Consider the following 19,413-nt stretch of genomic DNA (forward strand, 5'->3'; position numbering starts at 1 on the left):
AAAATCTGTATTTTTCCCAATCTTCCGGGAAATTTTTATAAACCAATCGCCCTTCATTCTCTAATTGTTCCATTAAACCTGTCCCGGGAAGGGGGGTAAGAATACTGAGTTGGATGATATCTATCCCCGAATGGACCAAATCCCTGGCCATTTTTTTATAATAAGCCGGGGATTCAAAATCATTACCCAGAATAAAGGCCCCAAATACCGATATTCCATATTTGTGAAAGATATCCACCACTTTTTTGTAATTGTCAGCCCCAATTTTCAGATTAATCCCTTTTTTCATGCTCTTTAGAGTATCCTTGTCGGTCGTCTCAAACCCTACAAAAGCAAACATACAGCCGGCTTGGGCCGCCAGTTCTATCAAGGTTTCATCTTCGGCGGCATTGATCGAAGTTTGCATCCACCATTTTTTATGATACCCCCTCTTTATCATGCCTTCAAACAGGCCCCTGGCCCTTTTTTTGTTCTCAGGGCTGTATCCGATCAGGTTGTCATCCAAAAAGGAGATGTATTGACTTTGAATTTGATCCAATTCTTTTAGTACAGCGTCGGGATTGCGTTGTCTGTACTCTTTGCCCAGATACCTTGAAACCGAACAAAAATGGCAGTTAAAGGGGCAGCCCCGTGAGGTTTGGATCGAATTCCAGAGATAGTCAGGGTTTAATAAATCACGCCTGGGCGTGATCTCAGACTCAAACAGATCAAGCTGAGGTCCTTTGTATTTGGGGCGCAGGGCATTATTTTCAAAGTCCCTGATCACTTTCCCCCAGATACCCTCCACCTCCCCGATCACAACGGCATCGGTATGTTGTAATGCTTCATCGGGGAGCATAGAGGCATGGATACCCCCGAGAACGGTTTTAATCTTCTTTTCCCGGTACCTTCGGGCGATCGCATAAGCCCTGTTAATATTGCTGGTAAAGGCCGTAATCCCTACCAGGTCAGCCTCCTCGAAGGCAAAGGGGGTAAAATTTTCATCCCGTATTACAATTTCCCAATTTGATGGAGTAACGGCAGCCACATAGGCAAGGCTTAAGGGTGGAAGGGTGGAAAATTTACTTAAAAGATATCCGCTTTTGTGACCCACCGGATTTATCAAAAGTAGTTTCTTCATGCCAATAAAAGACCTTTCGTGTTTTTACACGGTTATTAGTTGGATTAAGCGATGGGAAAATTCAGCCGATAAAACGATTTTTCAAATTTAGAAAAAGAGCACCCGATGATAAAAGAGTTTCCCCGATCTTTAGGCCGCAAGCAAAGACCTTATTTCTTTCCTTGACTGGTATTTTGTGCCATAGTATGTTCATATAGATAAAAAGTAAACACTAAAAAACATCAAGCCAATACCAATAATAGGCTTGTAAAAACTGGAACTTGCTTCTAATTTTATATTCTGGTGAAAGCCGGGATACAGAATTTTACTATGACCCTGACATATATCCTATCGCAGTTAAGAATGCTTTCCAATATTTCGGCCTGGGAGATCCGTCGGCTCCGGAAGAAAAGTCATCAAAGGTACCTCATATTCGACCATATCGAATCTCAGCGTCTGGTGGAAACGGAAAAATTCATTATCACTCTTTACAAGGAATATGAACATCAAGGCCAAAAAGTCTTAGGCGAATCTACGGTCTCTCTCTCGGAAGGAGATAATGCCAGGGAACGGCTGACACTGGGGTTGGAGATGGCTGGTTTGGTGGCCAATCCGGTCTTCTATCTGCCCGAAAAGGGATTGAACTATGGACAGGTTCAGACCGTTGATCCTGAAATCATGGAACGCCCCCTGGTCTATCTGGACCGGATACAGGATGATTTTATAAAAATACCGCTGGAAAAGGTAAAAAGAAGTTCGGCGGAAATTTTTATCGAAGTCAAGGAATTGTTTCTCCTGAATTCCAATGGCTTGGAAAAAGAAGACTCTGAGACTGACATTTTTGTCGATTTTGTTTTATTGGCCGAAAAAGGCTCCAGGTTGGAAGGGGAAAGTCAGGGGATGAAACAGGCCCGTTTTTATAAAGATCTTCAATTGCCGGAAATGGTCCAGGAATATGCCCGATATGCTCGGGAATCCCTGGAAGCCCGTATTCCACAAGCGGGATTTTATCCGGTTATCTTTTCTGGAGAGGCATTGGATAACCTTTTTAATTTTTTTTGCCTCCAGGCTTCGGGCCCGGCCCATTTTCAAAAATGGTCTCATCTGGCAATCGGGCAGCCGGTAATCCCCGATTTGTCTGGAGAGTCCTTAAGCCTTTCCAGCAATCCCGGTCTACCCGGAGGTATCAAAAGCCGGGCCTTTGATAATAACGGGTTACCTCTCAATCGGGTCGAAATAATAAAAGAAAACATTTTTAAAAGAAGGATGAACAACAAACGGTACGCCGATTATCTGCATGAAGAAGCCACGGGAGATTTTTCCAACGTAGAGGTGTCAGCCGGTTCAAAATCCTCTAAAGATTTATTGGCCGGAGGTCCTTGCTATCATTTAATCCGATTTTCGACCTTTGAACCCAATCCCATTACCGGAGCATTTTCCGGCGAGATTCGAACCGGCTATTTTCTTGGGGATGGTCAAAGAATCCCTATAAAAGGGGGATCGGTTTCCGGGACCATGCAAGAAGCCTTTAAAGAAGCCTTCTTCTCTAAGGAAAGTGCCCAAAGAGAAGCCTATCTCGGTCCGGAAGCGGTTCGGATTGAGAAGCTCGATATAGCGGGAAATTAGCTTAAAAGATTAAAAGGGAAAAGAATATCTTTTCTAAATAGTCAGGAAACAAAGATGGAAGACCCCCTTCTTTACAACAGCCGGCTTATAAAAAACTATGTTGAATACCTTCGGAAATATTATCCCCAAATTGATCCGAATGATATTTTGGAATATGCGGGGATCGAAACGTATGGGCTTGAAGAAAGCGGGCAATGGTTAACCCAAAAGCAGGTTGACCGGTTTCATGAGAAACTTAATCAGCTTACCGATAATTCCAACATTTCCCGTGAGGTAGGACGTTTTTCATTTTCGGGTACTGCCTTGGGACCAATAAAAAAATATGCCTTTGGATTTCTGAGTCCATCGTTGAGTTACCTCTTAGCGGAAAAAATCGCCAATAAAATAACCCGAACCATCAGTTTTAAAGTAAAGAAACTGGGAGGACGAAAGGTCGAAATCCGAATTGAATTAAAGCCTGGGGTAAAAGAAGGCCTTGCTCAGTGTGAGAATCGCATCGGGATATTTGAAGTTCAGGCCAAGTTATACACCAAAAAAATGGCTCACGTCGATCACCCCGAATGTGTTCATAGGGGAGGGGAAATATGCAGGTATATTGTCTCCTGGGAAAAGACCTCATCCTATATCTGGAAATTGATCCGGAACTATAGTTTTCCAGTAAATTTTCTACTGAATTTGGCCTTATATTTTGTCTTGCCTTTTGATTCCTGGATTTGGCTGGTCAAGATTTGTGTGCTGATTAATATGGGGATCATTATCCTTTCAGAACACATGGAAAAAAAGGAGTTGATCAAGAATATCACCGAGGAAAGCGAGGCCACCCAATCTTTACTAAACGAAACGAACCGACGTTATAATGAGGTACTTTTAATACAGGAAATCGGCCAGACCCTGTCCATGATCCTGGATATCGATGTTTCGCTCCGGGCCATCATGGAGGCCATGAGTAAGCGGCTGGATTTTGACCGGGGGATGATCCTTTTGGCCGACAAAGAAAAGATCAAACTGAATTATGTCACCGGTTATGGCTACGATCACGAAGATGAAGAGTATTTTAAAAAAGTCGAATTTGGTTTGGACAACCCCAAATCTCAGGGAATGGCCGTAGAATCGTTTAGGAAGCAGATTCCTTTTTTAATTAACAACACGGACGAGGTCGAAAAAAAACTTTCTCTAAAAAGCATGGAATTTCTTCGCCGGGTCGGCACCCAGTCGTTTATCTGCGTCCCCATTGTTTACAAGGAAGAGTCTCTCGGCATTCTCCTGGTGGACAACCTGACCTCCAAAAGGCCCTTGACCCAGGGCGACCTGAGCCTCCTGATGGGGATCGCCCCCCAGATTGCCATCAATATCAATAATGCCGTGGTTTATAATAAGATACGGGAAAGCGAAGAACGGTTTCGATCGTTAAGTGAAAATACGCCGGATATCGTCTTTGCCCTGGATCATGAGGGGATTTTTTCCTATGTGAATCCGGCTTGGGAAAGGATATTAGGACATTCCCCGTCTGAAGTGATTGGGCGAAAAATGATTGATTTTGTCAAAAGGGAAGATTCTGAAAAGTTTCAACAACTCTTTGATCAGGTCTGGGGGGAAAAGACCATCATCCGGGATGTCTTGGGGACCTTTTTACAAAAGGACGGTAAAGAAAAGATCTTTAGTGCCAGCGGCGCCCCTAATTTTGACCCTGATGGAAATGTGACCAGCTTGGTGGGTATTCTTAGGGATATTACGGAGCAGGCCCTCTTGGAGTCACAACTCCGTCAGGCCAAGAAGATGGAAGCCATCGGAACCCTGGCTGGGGGTATTGCCCATGATTTTAATAACCTGCTTATGGGTATTCAGGGCTATACTTCCCTGATTCTCATGACGATGGATGAGACCCATCCTTTTTATGAAAAATTGGACGGCATCAACCAACAAGTCCGGAGTGGCGTGGATTTAACCAGGCAACTCCTGGGATTTGCCAGAGGCGGAAAGTATGAGGTAAGGCCGGTTAATATAAACCTGATCCTCCAAAAGTCTGCTGAAATGTTCGGGAGGACGAAAAAGGAAGTTCGTATTCACAGCCAAATCCAGGAAGACCTCTGGACCGTGGAAGTCGATCAAGGCCAGATTGAACAAGCCTTGTTGAACCTCTTCGTGAATGCCTGGCAAGCCATGCCCGGAGGAGGCTCCCTTTATTTGAAAACCCGGAATATTGTTATTACTTCCTATGGTTCCGACCAGCCCAGACCTGGGAAATATGTCAAGATTTCCATAAGGGATACCGGAGAAGGGATGGAGGAAAAGGTTATTGAGAGGATTTTTGAACCTTTTTTTACCACCAAAGAGATGGGCCGGGGGACGGGTTTAGGGTTGGCCATGGTTTATGGTATTATCAAAAGCCATGGGGGAAGTATTTTTGCATCCAGTCAAAAAGGCCAGGGAAGTACCTTTTCCATCTATCTCCCGGCATCGGATAAAAAGATGGTCCCTGAAGAAAAACCCCAGGAAAAACCGGTTCGCGGACAAGAAACCATTCTTTTAGTGGATGATGAGGAAGTAATTCTTAAAGTAACCCGGGAAATCCTGGAGAGCCTGGGATATCTCGTTTTGTCCGCCAATAGCGGCCAGGAAGCCTTGTCTCTGTTCAGGGAGAAACATCATGAAATCGACATGATTATTTTGGACATGATCATGCCGGATCTGAAAGGAAGCCAGACCTACGATGGATTCAAAGAGGTGTCCTCCCCTGTTAAAGTGCTTCTCTCCAGCGGATATAGCATTGACGGGCAAGCCGCCTTACTTATAGAAAGGGGCTGTAAGGCCTTTATTCAAAAACCGTATACGGTTTCGGAATTATCACAAAAGGTGAGAGAGGTTTTAGACCTGCCGTGATGGAATAACGCGATCCAAACGATTTTGTATCAGTTTAGCCGGAGGCCAGGGTTGTTTTGTTCAATCCCGCCTCTCACGGGATGAACAAAAAATGATTCTCTCTGCGTTCTTGGCGCCTTTGCGGTGAAGAAAACCCCTTTTTATAAACGTGTTACCTTGTTTGAAATTTGAGGGATGCAAAGGAGGAAGACCATGGAATTGATCGTTCAAAAGTTGGAAATTCCGGAAGGGGCCAACCTTATTTTTGGCCAAACCCACTTTATTAAAACCGTGGAAGACCTCTACGAAATTCTGATCGGATCGGTACCGGGGATTAAATTCGGATTGGCCTTTTGTGAGGCCTCGGGAGATTGCCTGGTTCGAGCCATCGGAAATGATCCGGAGTTAGAAGCGGCGGCCATCAATAATGCCAGGAATATCGGAGCAGGCCATACTTTTAATATCCTCATTCGTCAGGCCTTTCCCATTAATGTCTTGAACGCCATTAAAAGCTGTCCGGAAGTCTGCTCCATCTTTTGTGCAACAGCCAATCCAACGGAGGCCATTCTGGCCCAGACCGATCAGGGCCGGGGGGTCCTCGGTGTGGTGGACGGCTTTTCTCCAAAGGGCGTTGAAGGGGAAGAAGGCCGGGTATGGAGAATGGATATTTTAAGAAAATTCGGTTATAAGCTATAGATAAGCTATATAGAAAGGTTAGGAAATGATTCGATCCAGACTTTGGCTGCAGTGTGCCGCCATGAAGGATGCTGTAACTCCCGTCCTGGTCCAGTCGGCGGTTATCGGCTGGGAAGGGAAAAACCGTTCCATTGATTTGACCATCGAGCGGCCCTTTAAAGGAGAAGAGTTAATTAAGCGTATGAAAGGTTGGGTTACGGTTGATCCCAACGAGGTGATCTCTTTAATTAAGCCGGAGGGGTTCTTGAAGGTTTACGATCAAGGTCAACTTATCGTGGAAACCGACTCCAAAGAATTGGTGGACCAGATCGGGCAACGATTAAAAGACCGATTTGGGGATCGTGTTTCTCTCGAAATAATGGCCGAGGGATAAGGGTGGCCATAACAAGATGACTGCTTTAAAACAACGAACCTTAATCGTCCCTCCCTTCCTGCAAAAAGGGGATACCATCGGGATTGCCACCCCGGCCAGCCCTTATCAGTCTCAAACCTTTCAGCAAGGCATTCAGCTTTTAGGGCAATGGGGGTTTAAAATCGTTCTGGGACGAAAAAAAATCGGCCGAAAGGGGTATCTGGCCGGAACGGATCAGGAAAGGGCCGAAGAATTAATGGCCCTCTTTACCAACCCGGAAATCAAGGCCATCCTTTGTTCCCGCGGGGGCTATGGGGCCATGCGGATTTTGGATTATCTGGACTTCGGAAGGATCAAAGAGCACCCGAAAATTTTTATGGGGTTCAGTGATATTACCGTTTTGTTGACCGCCCTAAAGGAAAAAGCCGGTCTGATGACCTTTCACGGCCCGATGATCACCACTCTATCTCAGTTAAGCTCCCATTCCCTGATGAGGGTTCAGGATGCTTTGGCCGGGCATTACCGTCTTGATCTCCCTTTGGACAAAAAAAAGGCCATTATTCCGGGAAGTGCCCAGGGAGTCCTTTGGGGCGGAAATTTGACCCTATTGGCCCATTTAATAGGGACCCCTTATGAGCCGGTCTGGGACCGGGCCATCCTCTTTCTGGAGGATTGCGGAGAAGAACCTTACCGTTTGGACCGCCTTTTTATGCACCTGAAATTACGAGGGTGTCTGGAAAAGGTTTCGGCCATTCTCCTGGGCCAATTCAGTACCTTGAATCATAAAGAGATCCCTTTAAGCACGATAAAAAATATATTGGGGACATTGAATATCCCGGTCTGGACCGGGTTGCCTATCGGCCACGGCACCCGGAATATCCCCATCCCCATCGGTGCCCCTGCCTTCATAGATGGTGAAAAGGCCTTGTTGACCGTGGAAATTTAAATAAGCAAAATGCAAGGTGGGTTACGCTTCGCTGCACCCACCCTACAGGAATTTTGCCACCTGATCGACAAAATTTTGTCGATGTATCGGTACTAAGCACCTAATGCCTTCTTTTCCCAAAATCCATCAATTCATGCACTCTGCAGTGGAGGAGAGGGTCTTTCCCGGCGCCGTATTATTGGTAGCCCTTGGGGAAAGCATCCTTTTCCATGAAGCTTATGGTTATTCTTCCCTGATCCCTGAAAAACAGACCCTTCAAAAAGAGACTATTTTTGATCTGGCCTCCTTAACCAAACCCCTGGCCACTACCCTGGGAATCATGGGCCTGATAGAAAAAGGGCGCTTGTTCCTGGATCAAAATTTGGAATCGGGAGATGAAAGAAATTGGGGACCTGAAAAATCGGGGATCACCATTCGCCAGCTTTTAGCCCATTCGGCCGGTTTTGAGGCCTACCGGCCCTATTATTTGGATTTGAGTCATGAAAAAGGGGACAAAAAAAAAATCCTCCGGGATTGGGTCAGAAGGACACCATTTATAGGTCCTCCGGGGGGTCAAACTTTATACAGTGATCTGGGCTTTATTGTCCTGGAATGGATTTTTGAGGCGGCGGCCGGAGAGGCCCTGGACACCTGGATCCAAAAAAATATTTATAGCCCCTTGGGGCTGGCTGGTTTGGGGTTTCGGCCCCTGTCCCGGTCCGGTGTGGTCAATCCTGAAACGTATGCCGCCACCGAAGACTGCCCCTGGCGGAAAAAGATCCTGCGGGGAGAAGTCCATGATGAAAATAGCTATGCCGTAGGCGGGGTCTCAGGCCAGGCCGGACTCTTTGGTACGGCTTCCGATATCTTTCGGTTATTGCGGGCCTTAAAAAGGGCCTATGATCATCCGGAGGCCGCCGGCCTTTTCGACGGGAAGCTGGTCCGTTTATTCTGGCAAAGGCAGAACCGGCCCGAGGGGACAACCAGGGCCCTGGGCTTTGATACCCCGGCGGCAACCGGCTCCATGGCAGGCCGTTTCTTTTCCAAAGAAACGGTGGGCCATCTGGGATTTACCGGGACGTCCTTCTGGCTGGACCTGGAAAGAGACCTGTCGGTTGTTCTTCTAACCAACCGCATTCATCCTACCCGGGCTAATGAGAAAATAAAATCCTTCAGGCCCTTGCTCCACGACCTCGTCTTCCAGGAAGTCCTGGCCCAGGAAACCTTTTGACTTTATATTCTATTTTAGTTAAACTAATATGTTTTTGTTTGTGGAATACCAAATTCTAAATCGATAAGGGATTGATATGATTCCCATTATGGAACCGTGGCTCGATCATCAGGAGATCGACCGGGTAATGCATTGCCTTAAAACCGGGTGGATATCCTCCCAGGGTGAATATATACCGGAATTCGAAAAGGCCTTTTCCGATTTTTGCCAAGCCCGTTACGGAGTAGCCACCTCGAATGGAACCACGGCCTTGCATCTGGCCCTGCTCACCCTGGGTATCGGCCCTGGGGATGAGGTGATTGTTCCGGCCTTAAGCTTTATCGCCACCGCTAATGTGGTGGTCTATACGGGAGCCCGTCCTGTTTTTGCGGATGTGGATGAAAAAACCTGGACTCTGGATCCCTCTCTGGTCCATCCCTTGATAACCGAGAAAACCAGGGCCATTATTCCGGTTCACCTTTACGGACACCCTACCGACATGGAACCCATATTAAATTTGGCCAGGGATTATCACCTTTGGGTCATTGAGGATGCCGCCGAGGCCCATGGGGCGGAATACCAGGGCCGGAAAGTCGGGTCTTTAGGGGATATGGGTTGTTTCAGTTTTTACGGAAACAAGATTATTTCCACCGGTGAGGGCGGGATGCTGGTAACCGACAATAAGGAGTGGATGGAAAAGGCCCTTATTCTCCGGGACCATGGAATGTCCAAGGAGAGAAAATATTGGCATCCGGTCATAGGGTATAATTTTCGAATGACCAATATCCAGGCGGCAATCGGTTTGGGGCAGATAACCAAACTGGATCAGTTGATCGAAAAAAAGAGGGCGATAGCCGGTTATTATACCGATAAAATAAGTAAACTTCCCGGTATCATTCTGCCGGCAGAGGAAAAATGGGCCAGGTCGGTCTTCTGGCTCTACAGCATTTTTTTGAAACCGGAAACCCGTAAGAACCGGGATGATTTGATCACCTTTCTGGCCAGGGCCGGGGTGGAAAGCCGCCCGGTTTTTTATCCCATACCCGGTATGCCCCCCTATCAGAATCATGGGAATTATCCGGTGGCTGAATGGATTTCAAAAGGGGGGATCTCCCTTCCCTCGGGATTCCAGTTGACCCGGACCCAACAGGATCAGGTCATTGGACTGATCCAGGAATTCCTGGAAGGATAAAGGGGCCCGGCCATCGAAATCTCCATTATTTTACCCACATATAATGAGAAGGAAAACATCGTTGAACTAATCCGTTCGATTTTAGAGGTGTTGTCCCTGTCAGCCTTTAAGCCCCGGATAATCGTGGTGGATGATAACAGCCCTGACGGGACGGCCGATCTGGTCAGGAGAAGCTTTTCCGATCGACCGGAGGTCTCCTTAATCCTCAGAAAAGAGGAAAGGGGCCTGGCGACGGCCATTGCCGCCGGCATTGAGGCGTCCCGAACGGAGGTAATCATTCTCATGGATACGGATTTCAACCATCATCCGAAGGATCTTCCCAGGCTTTTGGAACAATTGCCGGAAGCGGATATGATTATCGGATCCCGATATGTTCCCGGGGGCGGAATGAATACTTCCCGCATTAGATATTTAGGAAGCTGGGTCTTCAATGTTTTTATCCGTCTGGTTTTGGGGTGTCCGGTAAAGGATAATTTGAGCGGCTTTTTGGTCCTTAAAAGAGAAGTCATCTTGCGTTTGAAAAAGCAGCCTATTTTTTATGGGTATGGCGATTATTGCATTCGTTTGATTCATCATGCCCGTAAGGCCGGTTTTATCATCCGGGAAATCCCGGTGGTGTATGAGCATCGCTTGGGGGGCGAAAGTAAAACCGACTTTGTTAAATATCTGGTGGACTACACCAAGGCCACCCTGGCTCTTCGATTCGGAAAGTGACGATAAAAGGATTTTTTATTTAATTATATGGGAATTTAATCGTTTAGAAATTTAACGTGAGGGTTACTATGGAAAAAACAACTGGTAAACGGGCCTTAATTACCGGCGTGACCGGCCAGGACGGGGCCTACCTGGCTCAATTTTTATTGGAAAAGGGTTATCAGGTCTTTGGGACCTTCCGCCGGCTTTCCACCCCGAATTTCTGGAGGATTCAGTATCTCAATATTTTTGATAAAATAAGCCTCATACCGGTAGAATTGATTGATACCGCTTCCATTACCGAAGCCATTATCAGTTCGAAACCCCACGAAATCTATAATCTGGCGGCCCAGAGTTTTGTAGGGGCCTCCTTTGAAGAGCCGGTGGGCACGGCCAATGTTTCCGGGCTGGCCGTGCCCCGTATTCTGGAGGTGATCCGTCAGGTCGATCCCAAAATAAAATTCTATCAGGCCTCCACCAGCGAACTTTTTGGAAATCATGACCTGACCCTCCTGAATGAAACTTCCCCCTTTTGTCCGGCCAGCCCTTATGCCGCTGCCAAAATATACGGTTACTGGATTACCCGGATCTATCGGGAAGGATACGGCATTTTTGCCGTCAATGGCATCCTTTTCAATCATGAATCCCCACTGCGAGGCCTGGAGTTTGTCACCCGGAAGATTACCAATACCGTTGCCAAAATCGCCATCGGACTGGAAAAGGAATTACCTCTGGGCAACCTGTCGGCCAAAAGGGATTGGGGGTTTGCCAGGGATTATATCAAATCCATGTGGCTCATGCTGCAGCATTCAAAGCCTGACGATTATGTGGTGGCCACCAATGAATGCCATTCGGTGGAAGAATTTGTCCAACTGGCCTTTGAGGTGGTTGGGCTCAATTGGAAAAAATATGTCAAGAAAGATAAACGTTTCTTACGGCCCGTCGATGTCAGTTATCTCCATGGGGATTATTCCAAGGCCAGGAAAAAATTGGGCTGGAAACCGGAAGTACGTTTTAAAGAATTGGTCCGGCTGATGGTAGAGGAAGACCTTCTTCGTTGGCAGCGTTGGCAAAAAGGGGAGATATTCCCCTGGGATGCCCTTAACTATCCCAATGAGATGAATCTGCTGACCAGGTCCATGCGGATGTAAATTCGTTGTATAAGAACTTCCTTTTGGGACGCAGATCGACTCGGATCGACTCGGATCGGCAGATTTTCGCCGATCGTGCAGATTGCCAAGATTTAATTTGAAAAAAAGTTGCAAGATGCAGGTTTCAGATTTTCTCTTTGAGCTTTCAGCTTTGAGCTTGTTTCTTGAACCTGAGAGTATCGGCGAAAATCTGCGTCCTAATTTTCGATTTCGGATTTCGGAACTTAATGCAACCCCTATAGTTCGGAGTTCGGGGTTCGGAGAACCACATTTTCATGATTGATGATCAACAGCCTGTCGAAGTATCGGGGGTCCTTCCGACCTATAATGAAGCCGGGAATATCGGGCCCCTGATCGAAATCCTATTGTCCCATTTACCCCAAGCGAGTGAGATCGTCGTTGTCGATGACGATTCGCCGGACCGGACCTGGAAGGTAGTGGAAGGACTTATTCGGAAGGATCCGCGGGTCCGTCTGATTCGCCGGATCGGCCGGCGCGGGCTGACTTCGGCCCTTCAAGAGGGGATAAAGGCCTCTGCCGGGCTGTTTATATTCTGGATGGATTGTGACTTCTCACAGCCCCCGGAAAAGATTGCCGAACTGTTGAAAGCCCTGGATAATCATGATATTGTGGTTGCTTCCCGCTATGTTCCCGGAGGCGAAGAAAAGGGCCATTCCCCCTGGGGGTCCTTTTTCAGCAAAATGATCTGCCTCTTCGCGTCTTTTGTTTTGAGCCCGGCCATTAAAGATTATACCAGCGGATATATCGGGACCCGAAAAGAAATTTTGCAAGCCATTCCCTTGCAGGGCGATTATGGGGAGTATTGTATCGGTTTTTTGTACCGGGCCTATAAAAAGGGATACCGGATCCTGGAAATACCTTATACTTGTCTGCCTCGGCGCTCCGGGGAATCCAAGACGGCTTCCAACCTGGCCGGATATCTCAAAAGGGGGCGAAAATATATCATGACCGTTTTAAGACTCCGATTTCAGGGTTAATCGGCGGGAGAGGGGGAAAGATGGAATTTATTGAAAAGATCGAAGCAGATGATAAACCCATTGCCATCATCGTCCGAAATGGATTTAGTCAGCCGGGTGTCAATTTTTTCAGTCCCTTTGAGTTTTCCCAGCAGTTGGGGCTCCTGGTCCATCCTTCCGGCCATGAAGTCAAGCCCCATGTTCATAATCTTATCGCCCGGGATGTTCGTGTTACCCAGGAGGTCCTCTATGTGATTTATGGGAAGATAGAAATTTCCTTGTACCGGGAGAATAAAGAATTTCTTCTCTCCCGTATTTTAAACCAGGGAGACACTGTTCTTCTGGCCTATGGGGGACATGGTATAAAAATTTTAGAACCCAGCAAGCTGTTGGAGGTCAAACAAGGTCCTTATGCCGGAATGGAAGATAAGGAGTTTTTTTAGAGACCATGATACGCGTTAACGAGCCCTTATTAGGGAAGGAAGAACTTAAAAAGGTTATCTCCTGTTTAGAAACCAACTGGATTTCTTCCCAGGGGAAGTATTTAACGGAATTTGAAGAAAAGTTTGCCGATTTTTGCGGGGTCAGATACGGCATCAGTACCACCAGCGGCACCACGGCCCTTCATCTGGCCCTGGCTGCCCTGGGGGTCGGTCCCGGAGATGAAATCCTGCTCCCAACCTTTACGATGGCCGCCACAGCTTTTGCCGTGGCTTACTGTGGGGCCAGGCCGGTATTTATCGATTCCGAACCGGAAACCTTCAATATCGATTTAGACCGGGTTGCCTCTTACCTCAACACCCAGGAAAAGCGGGGCAGGATTAAGGTTAAAGCCATCCTTCCGGTTCATCTCTACGGCCATCCGGTGGATATGGACCCTCTTCTTTCCCTGGCCGCCAGGTTTTCCATTGCCGTTATCGAAGATGCGGCGGAAGCCCATGGAGCGGAATATAAGGGGAAGCGCTGCGGGAGCTTCGGGGATCTGGGGTGCTTCAGTTTTTATGCCAATAAAATTATTACCACCGGAGAGGGCGGGATGGTGGTCACCAATGATCCCCAATTGGCCGACAAGGCCAGAAGGTTAAAGGATCTGGCCCATGCCCCTGGAAAACGGTTCCTCCATACCGACCTGGGGTTTAATTACCGGATGACCAATTTGCAGGCCGCCTTGGGAGTGGCTCAATTAAAAAAGATCAACACCCATATCAAAAAGAAACGGTGGATGGCCGGGGAATATAATAAAGGGCTGAAGGGTATTCCAGGGTTGCGGTTACCTGTCGAGAAGCCCTGGGCCAAAAATGTCTACTGGATGTATGGGGTTTTAGTGGAAAAGGAATTCGGCCTGTCCCGGGATCAATTAGTGGAAGAATTAAAAAAGCAGGGCATAGAGACCCGTTCCTTCTTTGTCCCTATGCACCTTCAGCCTGTTTTTACCGAAGATACCCGGAAGGCCAGGAAATATGGACCCTTTCCGGTGGCTGAAAAATTATCGGAACAGGGATTTTATCTGCCTTCCGGGTTGACCATCTCCCAGGACCAAATCCACTATATCTGCCGCCAGATCAAGGGACTGGTATGAATAAATACGGTTATTGGGGCGGATTTGTCCTGAGCCTCGTTTTTCTCTTTTTTTTTCTGAGAAAAATCGATTTGGCAAGTATTTGGGCTATATTTCAAAGTGTGGAATACCTCTATATCATTCCCTTTATACTGATCCAACTTTTATCCATCTGGATCCGGGCCAAACGGTGGCGATACCTGTTGTCTCCGATAAAAATGATAAAAACAGGCCCCCTTTTTCATGCCACGGCCATTGGATTTATGGCCAATAATATCCTCCCGGCCCGGGTAGGGGAATTGGTTCGGGCCTATGTCCTGGGCAACAAGGAAAAGATCAGTAAAACCGCTTCATTTGCCACTATTGTGGTGGAGAGATTGTTTGACGGATTTACCATCCTGTTAATATTTTTGCTGGTGATTCTTCTTATGCCTTTTCCGCCGGAGCGATCCCAGCTCTTTACCCCATACCAAATTAAAATGGCCGGCACCCTTTCTTTTTTTCTTTACCTGATTGTCTTGGGAGTGCTCCTGTCCTTACATTTTCATAATGAGAAGGTCAGCCGATTGATCGGATTTTTTTTGCGGCGCCTGCCTGAAAGACTTTCCTCTAAGATCTTAAAAAAGATCGAATCCTTTGTTTTGGGTCTTGAGGTATTACAGAACACCAGGGATATTCTGGTGGTTATCGGTTATTCACTTTTTTTATGGGTGGTGACCGCCCTCTCTTATTACTTTCTTTTTGAGGCCTTTCACCTGAATCTGCCTGTCCTGGCGGCTTTTTTCCTTTTGATCGTCCTGATTTTCGGCGTCAGTATTCCTTCCGCCCCGGGCTATATCGGCACCTTTCATTGGGCCTGTGCGGCCGGTTTGATTTTTTTGGGCATAGAAGCCAACCTGGCCAAGAGTTTTGCCCTGTTGTTATGGTTTGTCGGCTTCATCCCGATCGTTTTTTTGGGCCTTTTCTCCCTCTGGATAGAAGGGATGTCCTTGGGGCAGTTGAAAAAGACGGATCCGGAGGGTTAGATTCTTTATAAAGCCAGGCCGGCTTTAAAGGCCCTGATGTTCTCTTCCCGGAATTTGGGGGGAGATAATTTGGTTATGGCTTCGATATATTTCTCCGTGGAAAATCCCAGGCCGCTTTTTTGGGCCACATAGCCCAAGAACACCATATTCCCCGATCGGGCCAGCCCCATTTTCCTGGCCCGGCCCTGAGCATCAATCCGGTCTTTCCCTTCCTCCCTGGAGTTGACTATTTTTTTCCCTTTAGGTTTGAGGGTGTAGGCATAAAGGCCGGCCTCCTGGTCGGTCAGGCCCAGGAGCAGATCGGCTTGGCCCTGTTCAATGGCCGGGCTCAGGTAGCGGCCGATTTTGACCTGGGATAAAACCGAACCGCCGCGCATAGCCATGCCGTGGGTTTCGGAAGAGATCACCGGATAACCGGAAAGAAAGGCGGTTTCTACCAGTGCCCGGGTGACAAACAAAACCCCCTGCCCGCCGGTTCCAACGATGACGATCTGTTTTTTCATCAGCCTTCCCTCCGGATATGTTTTTTGGGACACACTGCAATACAGGTGCCGCAGTGGACGCATAATTCCTCAATCAGGTGCACCGGCATTTTTTTCTTTTCCTGGACCATGGCCGGGCAATCGAATTGGGTGACGCAAAAACCGCAGCCATCGCATTCTTCCTCAGGTAGAACCACTTTGGACAGGGGTTCTGCCGGCAGGAGGTGCCGGCCATAGACCAGACAAGGGTGTCGGGCGATAATAACCGCCGGGCCGCTATCTTCCTGCTGAATATAATTTCCGGCTTTTTTGAGCAACCGGGTCATATCGGGAAGGTCATAGGGGTCGGTCTCTTCGATAAATTTTACCTCGCAGGCCTTGACCATTTTTTTTATTGCAACAGGCTGGGCGGGCATTCCATCGGAAAGGGTCGAAAGAAAGGGGGTCGGCTGGCCCCCGGTCATGGCCACGGTGGAATTGTCCAGAATGACCAGAATGAAACGGGCCTTCTGGTGGACGGCCTGGACCAGGGCCGGGATCCCGGCATGAAAGAAGGTGGAATCGCCGATAGTGGCTACAATAGGCGGGATGGGTTGACCGGCGGTTTGGAAACCCTGAAACAAGCCGGTGGCTATGCTGATGCTGGCGCCCATGCAAAGGCAGGTGTCGACCACCCCCATGTTCATCCCCAGGGTATAACAGCCGATATCACTTGGGAAAATCCCTTTGGGAAAGGTTTTTTTAATGGCCCAGAAGGCCGATCGGTGGGGGCAGCCGGGGCACAGGGTGGGCCTCCTTCCCTTGGGTTCGGCGACCGGCTCTCCCGGTTTTTCCCAGTTCAATAATCGGGCCAGGAGACGATGAATCTGATCCGGCGTCAGCTCCCCTTCGGCCGGGATGGAACCGTCCCGCCGGCCCCGCAATCTCAGGCCATCGGCCAACTGCATCTCGATCAGCGGAGCCGTTTCTTCCAGGACCAGGACGGTTTTATATCTCTTGAGGAATTTCCTCATTCGTTCCACCGGCAAAGGATAAGGTTGATCCACCTTGAACAAAGGGATCTTGCCGGACATCTTGGCGTCCAGGAGGATATCAGAGACCAGGGCATAGGGAACCCCTGATGCGACAATAGCCAGGGGTTCCGGCTGATCTGCTTTGGTCCAACCTCCGGGAATGGGGTTCTCCTGGGCCATGGCCTGGAGTTTTTGGTTTAACTCCTTATGGAGGAGATAACGGAAATTAGGGGTGGCGGCCCAGCGTCCCGGATTCCGTTCAAAGGTTGCCTGGGTATCCGCTTCCGGTATGGCATACAGGGGGACCGGCTGCCGGGAATGGCAGACCCGGGTCGTTGGACGGAGCAAAACCGGGATTCCATATTTTTCGGAAAGGTCAAAGGCCCGGGGAATCATCTCCTTGGCTTCCAATGGAGAAGAAGGATCAAAGACCGGAATTTTGGCAAAGAAGGCCTGAAAACGGCTGTCCTGTTCGGTTTGGGAGCTCTTGGGGCCGGGATCATCGGCTGCGATGATGACAAAGCCGCCTTTAACGCCGATGTAAGCGGCACTCATCAGGGGATCGGCGGCCACATTTAACCCGACCTGTTTCATGGAAACGGCGGCCCGACGCCCCAGATAGCTTTGGGCCAGGGCCGTTTCAAAGGCTATTTTTTCATTGATGGCCCACTCGGCAAAAATGGGAAGCCGCTCCTTCTTTTTTATGCGGATAAGGGCCTCCAGGATTTCGGAGGCCGGTGTACCGGGATAAGAAGTGGCGCATTGGACTCCGGCTTCCAACAACCCCCGGGCCATGGCCTCATTGCCCATCATAATCTCCTGGCCGATCTTCTTTTTTTTGGTCATGAGTTCCCTCTCGTCAAATTTAATCTTGTCGGAATGAGCATTATTTAATAAACCCATGAAACTATTGCCTGGAATATTATCCCATTTCCTTTTTGGAGTAAAGAGTATATATTTCTTCCCGGAATAACTATGTTCACCGCAGAGGCGCCCCGGTGAAATAGAATTGAAAAGACATTTCACGGGGCAGGCAGAGGGGGCAAAGAAGAAATTAATTTTTCTTTCTGTTGAGAGGACAGAAAGGAAAAAGCTTTCGCAACCCTCCGGGACAGAGTCCAGAACCATTATTGTTCAATCCCGCCTCTCACGGGATTGAACAATAATGGTTCTCTCTGCGCTCTTTGCGCCTCTGCGGTATAAATAAAGTTGCAAGTTTCAAGTCTCAAGTTGCAGGTTGCAGGATGCAAACAAGACAACTCAATAAAACAGCACCGGCATCTCACGTATGGATTAAGGTTTTAATCGGGGAGTTTCGGTTATGCGCCCATTAGTGGAATATTTTGAAAATCCGGAACGGATCATCGCCTTCCTGGAGGTATTCAGGAAAGGCCTGATCCAAGTGCTGGCCGTGGTTTTTATCTTTGCCGTGATCGGCTACGGCTTTGCCAAAACGATTCTGGATTTTTTACAAAAACATACCGGGGTTACCCTGGCTTACTACGGGCTTTCCGAAACCTTTTTTACTCTGCTCAATATCGCCCTGTTTTCATCCCTATTCGTTACCGTGCCATTTTTATTGTTCAAAGTCCTGTCGGCCCTCCGGGCCGTCTTCCCCACCCTCTCCCGGAAAACGATGATCGGCTTCTGGATCGGGGCGGTCTTCCTCTTCTATCTGGGGGCCGGTTTCTGCCTTTTTGTTACCTTGCCCTACGGGACCAAATTTCTTTTAAGTTACCAGAGCAGCCACATAGAGGCCATTATTTCCGTAAAAAAATTTGTCTCCTTTTGCCTCCTCTTCATTTTCGCCTTCGGCATTATTTTTGAACTGCCCCTGACCATGATCCTTTTGGGCCGGATCGGCCTGGTGAAGGTCAGTTTCCTGACCCGCTATCGGAGCTATGCCATCTTAGTGATTACCGTCTTGTCTGCCGTCCTGACCCCGACCCCCGATGCCTTCAATATGATGCTCATGGCCGTTCCTCTCTATCTGCTCTTCGAGATCGGCATTATCGGCATGCGTCTTTGGGGTAAAAAGGAGCCGTAGAAGCGGTCTCCCTTTTCCTGGAGACAGAAACCGTGGGAGTGTTCCCCACGGGAGTGGGGAACATCATTTCGAATTTCTGAATCTAATGAACAACGTTAATTTTTCGTCAATTTAAAAGATCTGATCCTGTGACCCTTTTTGAACTTTTCCTTGACACCTCTTCTATGCCTATTCTAAACTCTTCCTGATCGAAGACCCAATCCATCTATAATCCGAATCCTGATGAAATCAGAGAGATGCAACCTACGGACCCAATGTCATTAACTTGTTTTATGCCGTGAAAAACTGGAAACCTGCCACCGCTGCGGCGCTGTGGTGGGACCTGCCCGGTACCTCGAATACCTAAAAAGCGGACCTCGGCCGTCCAGGAGGCCTTTGCCGGCAGCCTCCTGTGCGAGAAATGCATCCGGCAGCTTACGGCCCAATCCAAATCGGGCATCACCATTCCCTGAAAAAGGAGATAAGACCATGTCCGCCTTCCGCCAAGGAGAAAAGGTGCTGATCCATC

General features: G+C 48.2%; 17 protein-coding genes. 14 read left to right on the top strand and 3 right to left on the bottom strand.

Annotated elements, in window-relative coordinates; genetic code table 11:
• Positions 1–1,120: B12-binding domain-containing radical SAM protein (locus HY879_03270; GenBank protein MBI5602350.1), on the bottom strand; the 1,120-nt coding region annotated here is incomplete at its 3' end.
• Between the two features lie 309 nt (positions 1,121–1,429).
• Here HY879_03270 and HY879_03275 point away from each other — a divergent pair.
• The 13 genes from HY879_03275 to HY879_03335 all read left to right on the top strand — a co-directional run bounded on the left by HY879_03275 (position 1,430) and on the right by HY879_03335 (position 15,363).
• Entirely contained in the window at positions 1,430–2,725 is a 1,296-nt protein-coding gene (locus HY879_03275) for a hypothetical protein (protein MBI5602351.1), read from the top strand.
• A gap of 54 nt (positions 2,726–2,779) precedes the next feature.
• Positions 2,780–5,605, top strand: coding sequence for a PAS domain S-box protein (locus tag HY879_03280; GenBank protein ID MBI5602352.1), 2,826 nt, complete (start codon positions 2,780–2,782; stop codon positions 5,603–5,605).
• Positions 5,606–5,797: 192 nt separating this feature from the next.
• Complete coding sequence (locus HY879_03285; protein ID MBI5602353.1) at positions 5,798–6,280, top strand: adenosine-specific kinase; 483 nt, start codon at positions 5,798–5,800, stop codon at positions 6,278–6,280.
• A gap of 25 nt (positions 6,281–6,305) precedes the next feature.
• Positions 6,306–6,653 carry a hypothetical protein gene (locus tag HY879_03290; protein ID MBI5602354.1) on the top strand — a complete coding sequence of 116 codons (348 nt, stop codon included), beginning with the start codon at positions 6,306–6,308 and terminating at the stop codon, positions 6,651–6,653.
• 16 nt (positions 6,654–6,669) lie between these two features.
• The gene (locus tag HY879_03295; GenBank protein ID MBI5602355.1) at positions 6,670–7,578 is read left to right on the top strand and encodes an LD-carboxypeptidase; all 909 of its coding nucleotides are present in this window, start codon (positions 6,670–6,672) and stop codon (positions 7,576–7,578) included.
• A 103-nt stretch (positions 7,579–7,681) separates the two neighbouring features.
• A complete protein-coding gene (locus tag HY879_03300; protein MBI5602356.1) occupies positions 7,682–8,788 on the top strand; it encodes a serine hydrolase in 1,107 nt (368 codons plus the stop codon).
• 76 nt (positions 8,789–8,864) lie between these two features.
• Entirely contained in the window at positions 8,865–9,959 is a 1,095-nt protein-coding gene (locus tag HY879_03305; protein ID MBI5602357.1) for a DegT/DnrJ/EryC1/StrS family aminotransferase, read from the top strand.
• Between the two features lie 12 nt (positions 9,960–9,971).
• The gene (locus HY879_03310; GenBank protein ID MBI5602358.1) at positions 9,972–10,673 is read left to right on the top strand and encodes a glycosyltransferase; all 702 of its coding nucleotides are present in this window, start codon (positions 9,972–9,974) and stop codon (positions 10,671–10,673) included.
• Positions 10,674–10,741: 68 nt separating this feature from the next.
• Complete coding sequence (locus HY879_03315) at positions 10,742–11,803, top strand: GDP-mannose 4,6-dehydratase (GenBank protein ID MBI5602359.1); 1,062 nt, start codon at positions 10,742–10,744, stop codon at positions 11,801–11,803.
• Between the two features lie 275 nt (positions 11,804–12,078).
• Positions 12,079–12,801 carry a glycosyltransferase gene (locus HY879_03320; protein ID MBI5602360.1) on the top strand — a complete coding sequence of 241 codons (723 nt, stop codon included), beginning with the start codon at positions 12,079–12,081 and terminating at the stop codon, positions 12,799–12,801.
• Positions 12,802–12,821: 20 nt separating this feature from the next.
• Complete coding sequence (locus HY879_03325; protein ID MBI5602361.1) at positions 12,822–13,223, top strand: hypothetical protein; 402 nt, start codon at positions 12,822–12,824, stop codon at positions 13,221–13,223.
• Positions 13,224–13,228: 5 nt separating this feature from the next.
• A complete protein-coding gene (locus tag HY879_03330) occupies positions 13,229–14,359 on the top strand; it encodes a DegT/DnrJ/EryC1/StrS family aminotransferase (protein MBI5602362.1) in 1,131 nt (376 codons plus the stop codon).
• Positions 14,356–15,363 (top strand): flippase-like domain-containing protein, encoded by a 1,008-nt coding sequence (locus tag HY879_03335; protein ID MBI5602363.1) that lies wholly within the window; start codon positions 14,356–14,358, stop codon positions 15,361–15,363. The genes HY879_03330 and HY879_03335 overlap by 4 nt, the downstream gene beginning before the upstream one ends.
• Before the next feature lie 5 nt (positions 15,364–15,368).
• Here the strand turns inward: HY879_03335 and HY879_03340 are convergent, their stop codons facing one another.
• Together HY879_03340 and HY879_03345 are read right to left on the bottom strand one after the other, a co-directional pair.
• A complete protein-coding gene (locus HY879_03340) occupies positions 15,369–15,866 on the bottom strand; it encodes a 2-oxoacid:acceptor oxidoreductase family protein (protein ID MBI5602364.1) in 498 nt (165 codons plus the stop codon).
• Complete coding sequence (locus HY879_03345) at positions 15,866–17,704, bottom strand: 4Fe-4S binding protein (protein ID MBI5602365.1); 1,839 nt, start codon at positions 17,702–17,704, stop codon at positions 15,866–15,868. Before HY879_03345 ends, HY879_03340 begins: the two co-directional genes overlap by 1 nt.
• 475 nt (positions 17,705–18,179) lie before the next feature.
• On the opposite strand from HY879_03345, the gene HY879_03350 reads away from it, so the two are divergent.
• Complete coding sequence (locus tag HY879_03350) at positions 18,180–18,905, top strand: twin-arginine translocase subunit TatC (protein MBI5602366.1); 726 nt, start codon at positions 18,180–18,182, stop codon at positions 18,903–18,905.
• The last annotated feature ends 508 nt before the right edge of the window (positions 18,906–19,413 follow it).

It is taken from the genome of Deltaproteobacteria bacterium, from assembly GCA_016219225.1.
Lineage (GTDB): Bacteria > Desulfobacterota > RBG-13-43-22 > RBG-13-43-22 > RBG-13-43-22 > RBG-13-43-22.

What these genes read in the sequence shown, in the direction of transcription:
- HY879_03275 (MBI5602351.1), top strand. Translation starts at nt 1,430, where the DNA reads ATGACCCTGACATATATCCTATCGCAGTTAAGAATGCTTTCCAATATT.
- HY879_03280 (MBI5602352.1), top strand. Translation starts at nt 2,780, where the DNA reads ATGGAAGACCCCCTTCTTTACAACAGCCGGCTTATAAAAAACTATGTT.
- HY879_03285 (MBI5602353.1), top strand. Translation starts at nt 5,798, where the DNA reads ATGGAATTGATCGTTCAAAAGTTGGAAATTCCGGAAGGGGCCAACCTT.
- HY879_03290 (MBI5602354.1), top strand. Translation starts at nt 6,306, where the DNA reads ATGATTCGATCCAGACTTTGGCTGCAGTGTGCCGCCATGAAGGATGCT.
- HY879_03295 (MBI5602355.1), top strand. Translation starts at nt 6,670, where the DNA reads ATGACTGCTTTAAAACAACGAACCTTAATCGTCCCTCCCTTCCTGCAA.
- HY879_03300 (MBI5602356.1), top strand. Translation starts at nt 7,682, where the DNA reads ATGCCTTCTTTTCCCAAAATCCATCAATTCATGCACTCTGCAGTGGAG.
- HY879_03305 (MBI5602357.1), top strand. Translation starts at nt 8,865, where the DNA reads ATGATTCCCATTATGGAACCGTGGCTCGATCATCAGGAGATCGACCGG.
- HY879_03315 (MBI5602359.1), top strand. Translation starts at nt 10,742, where the DNA reads ATGGAAAAAACAACTGGTAAACGGGCCTTAATTACCGGCGTGACCGGC.
- HY879_03320 (MBI5602360.1), top strand. Translation starts at nt 12,079, where the DNA reads ATGATTGATGATCAACAGCCTGTCGAAGTATCGGGGGTCCTTCCGACC.
- HY879_03325 (MBI5602361.1), top strand. Translation starts at nt 12,822, where the DNA reads ATGGAATTTATTGAAAAGATCGAAGCAGATGATAAACCCATTGCCATC.
- HY879_03330 (MBI5602362.1), top strand. Translation starts at nt 13,229, where the DNA reads ATGATACGCGTTAACGAGCCCTTATTAGGGAAGGAAGAACTTAAAAAG.
- HY879_03335 (MBI5602363.1), top strand. Translation starts at nt 14,356, where the DNA reads ATGAATAAATACGGTTATTGGGGCGGATTTGTCCTGAGCCTCGTTTTT.
- HY879_03340 (MBI5602364.1), bottom strand. Translation starts at nt 15,866, where the DNA reads ATGAAAAAACAGATCGTCATCGTTGGAACCGGCGGGCAGGGGGTTTTG.
- HY879_03345 (MBI5602365.1), bottom strand. Translation starts at nt 17,704, where the DNA reads ATGACCAAAAAAAAGAAGATCGGCCAGGAGATTATGATGGGCAATGAG.
- HY879_03350 (MBI5602366.1), top strand. Translation starts at nt 18,180, where the DNA reads ATGCGCCCATTAGTGGAATATTTTGAAAATCCGGAACGGATCATCGCC.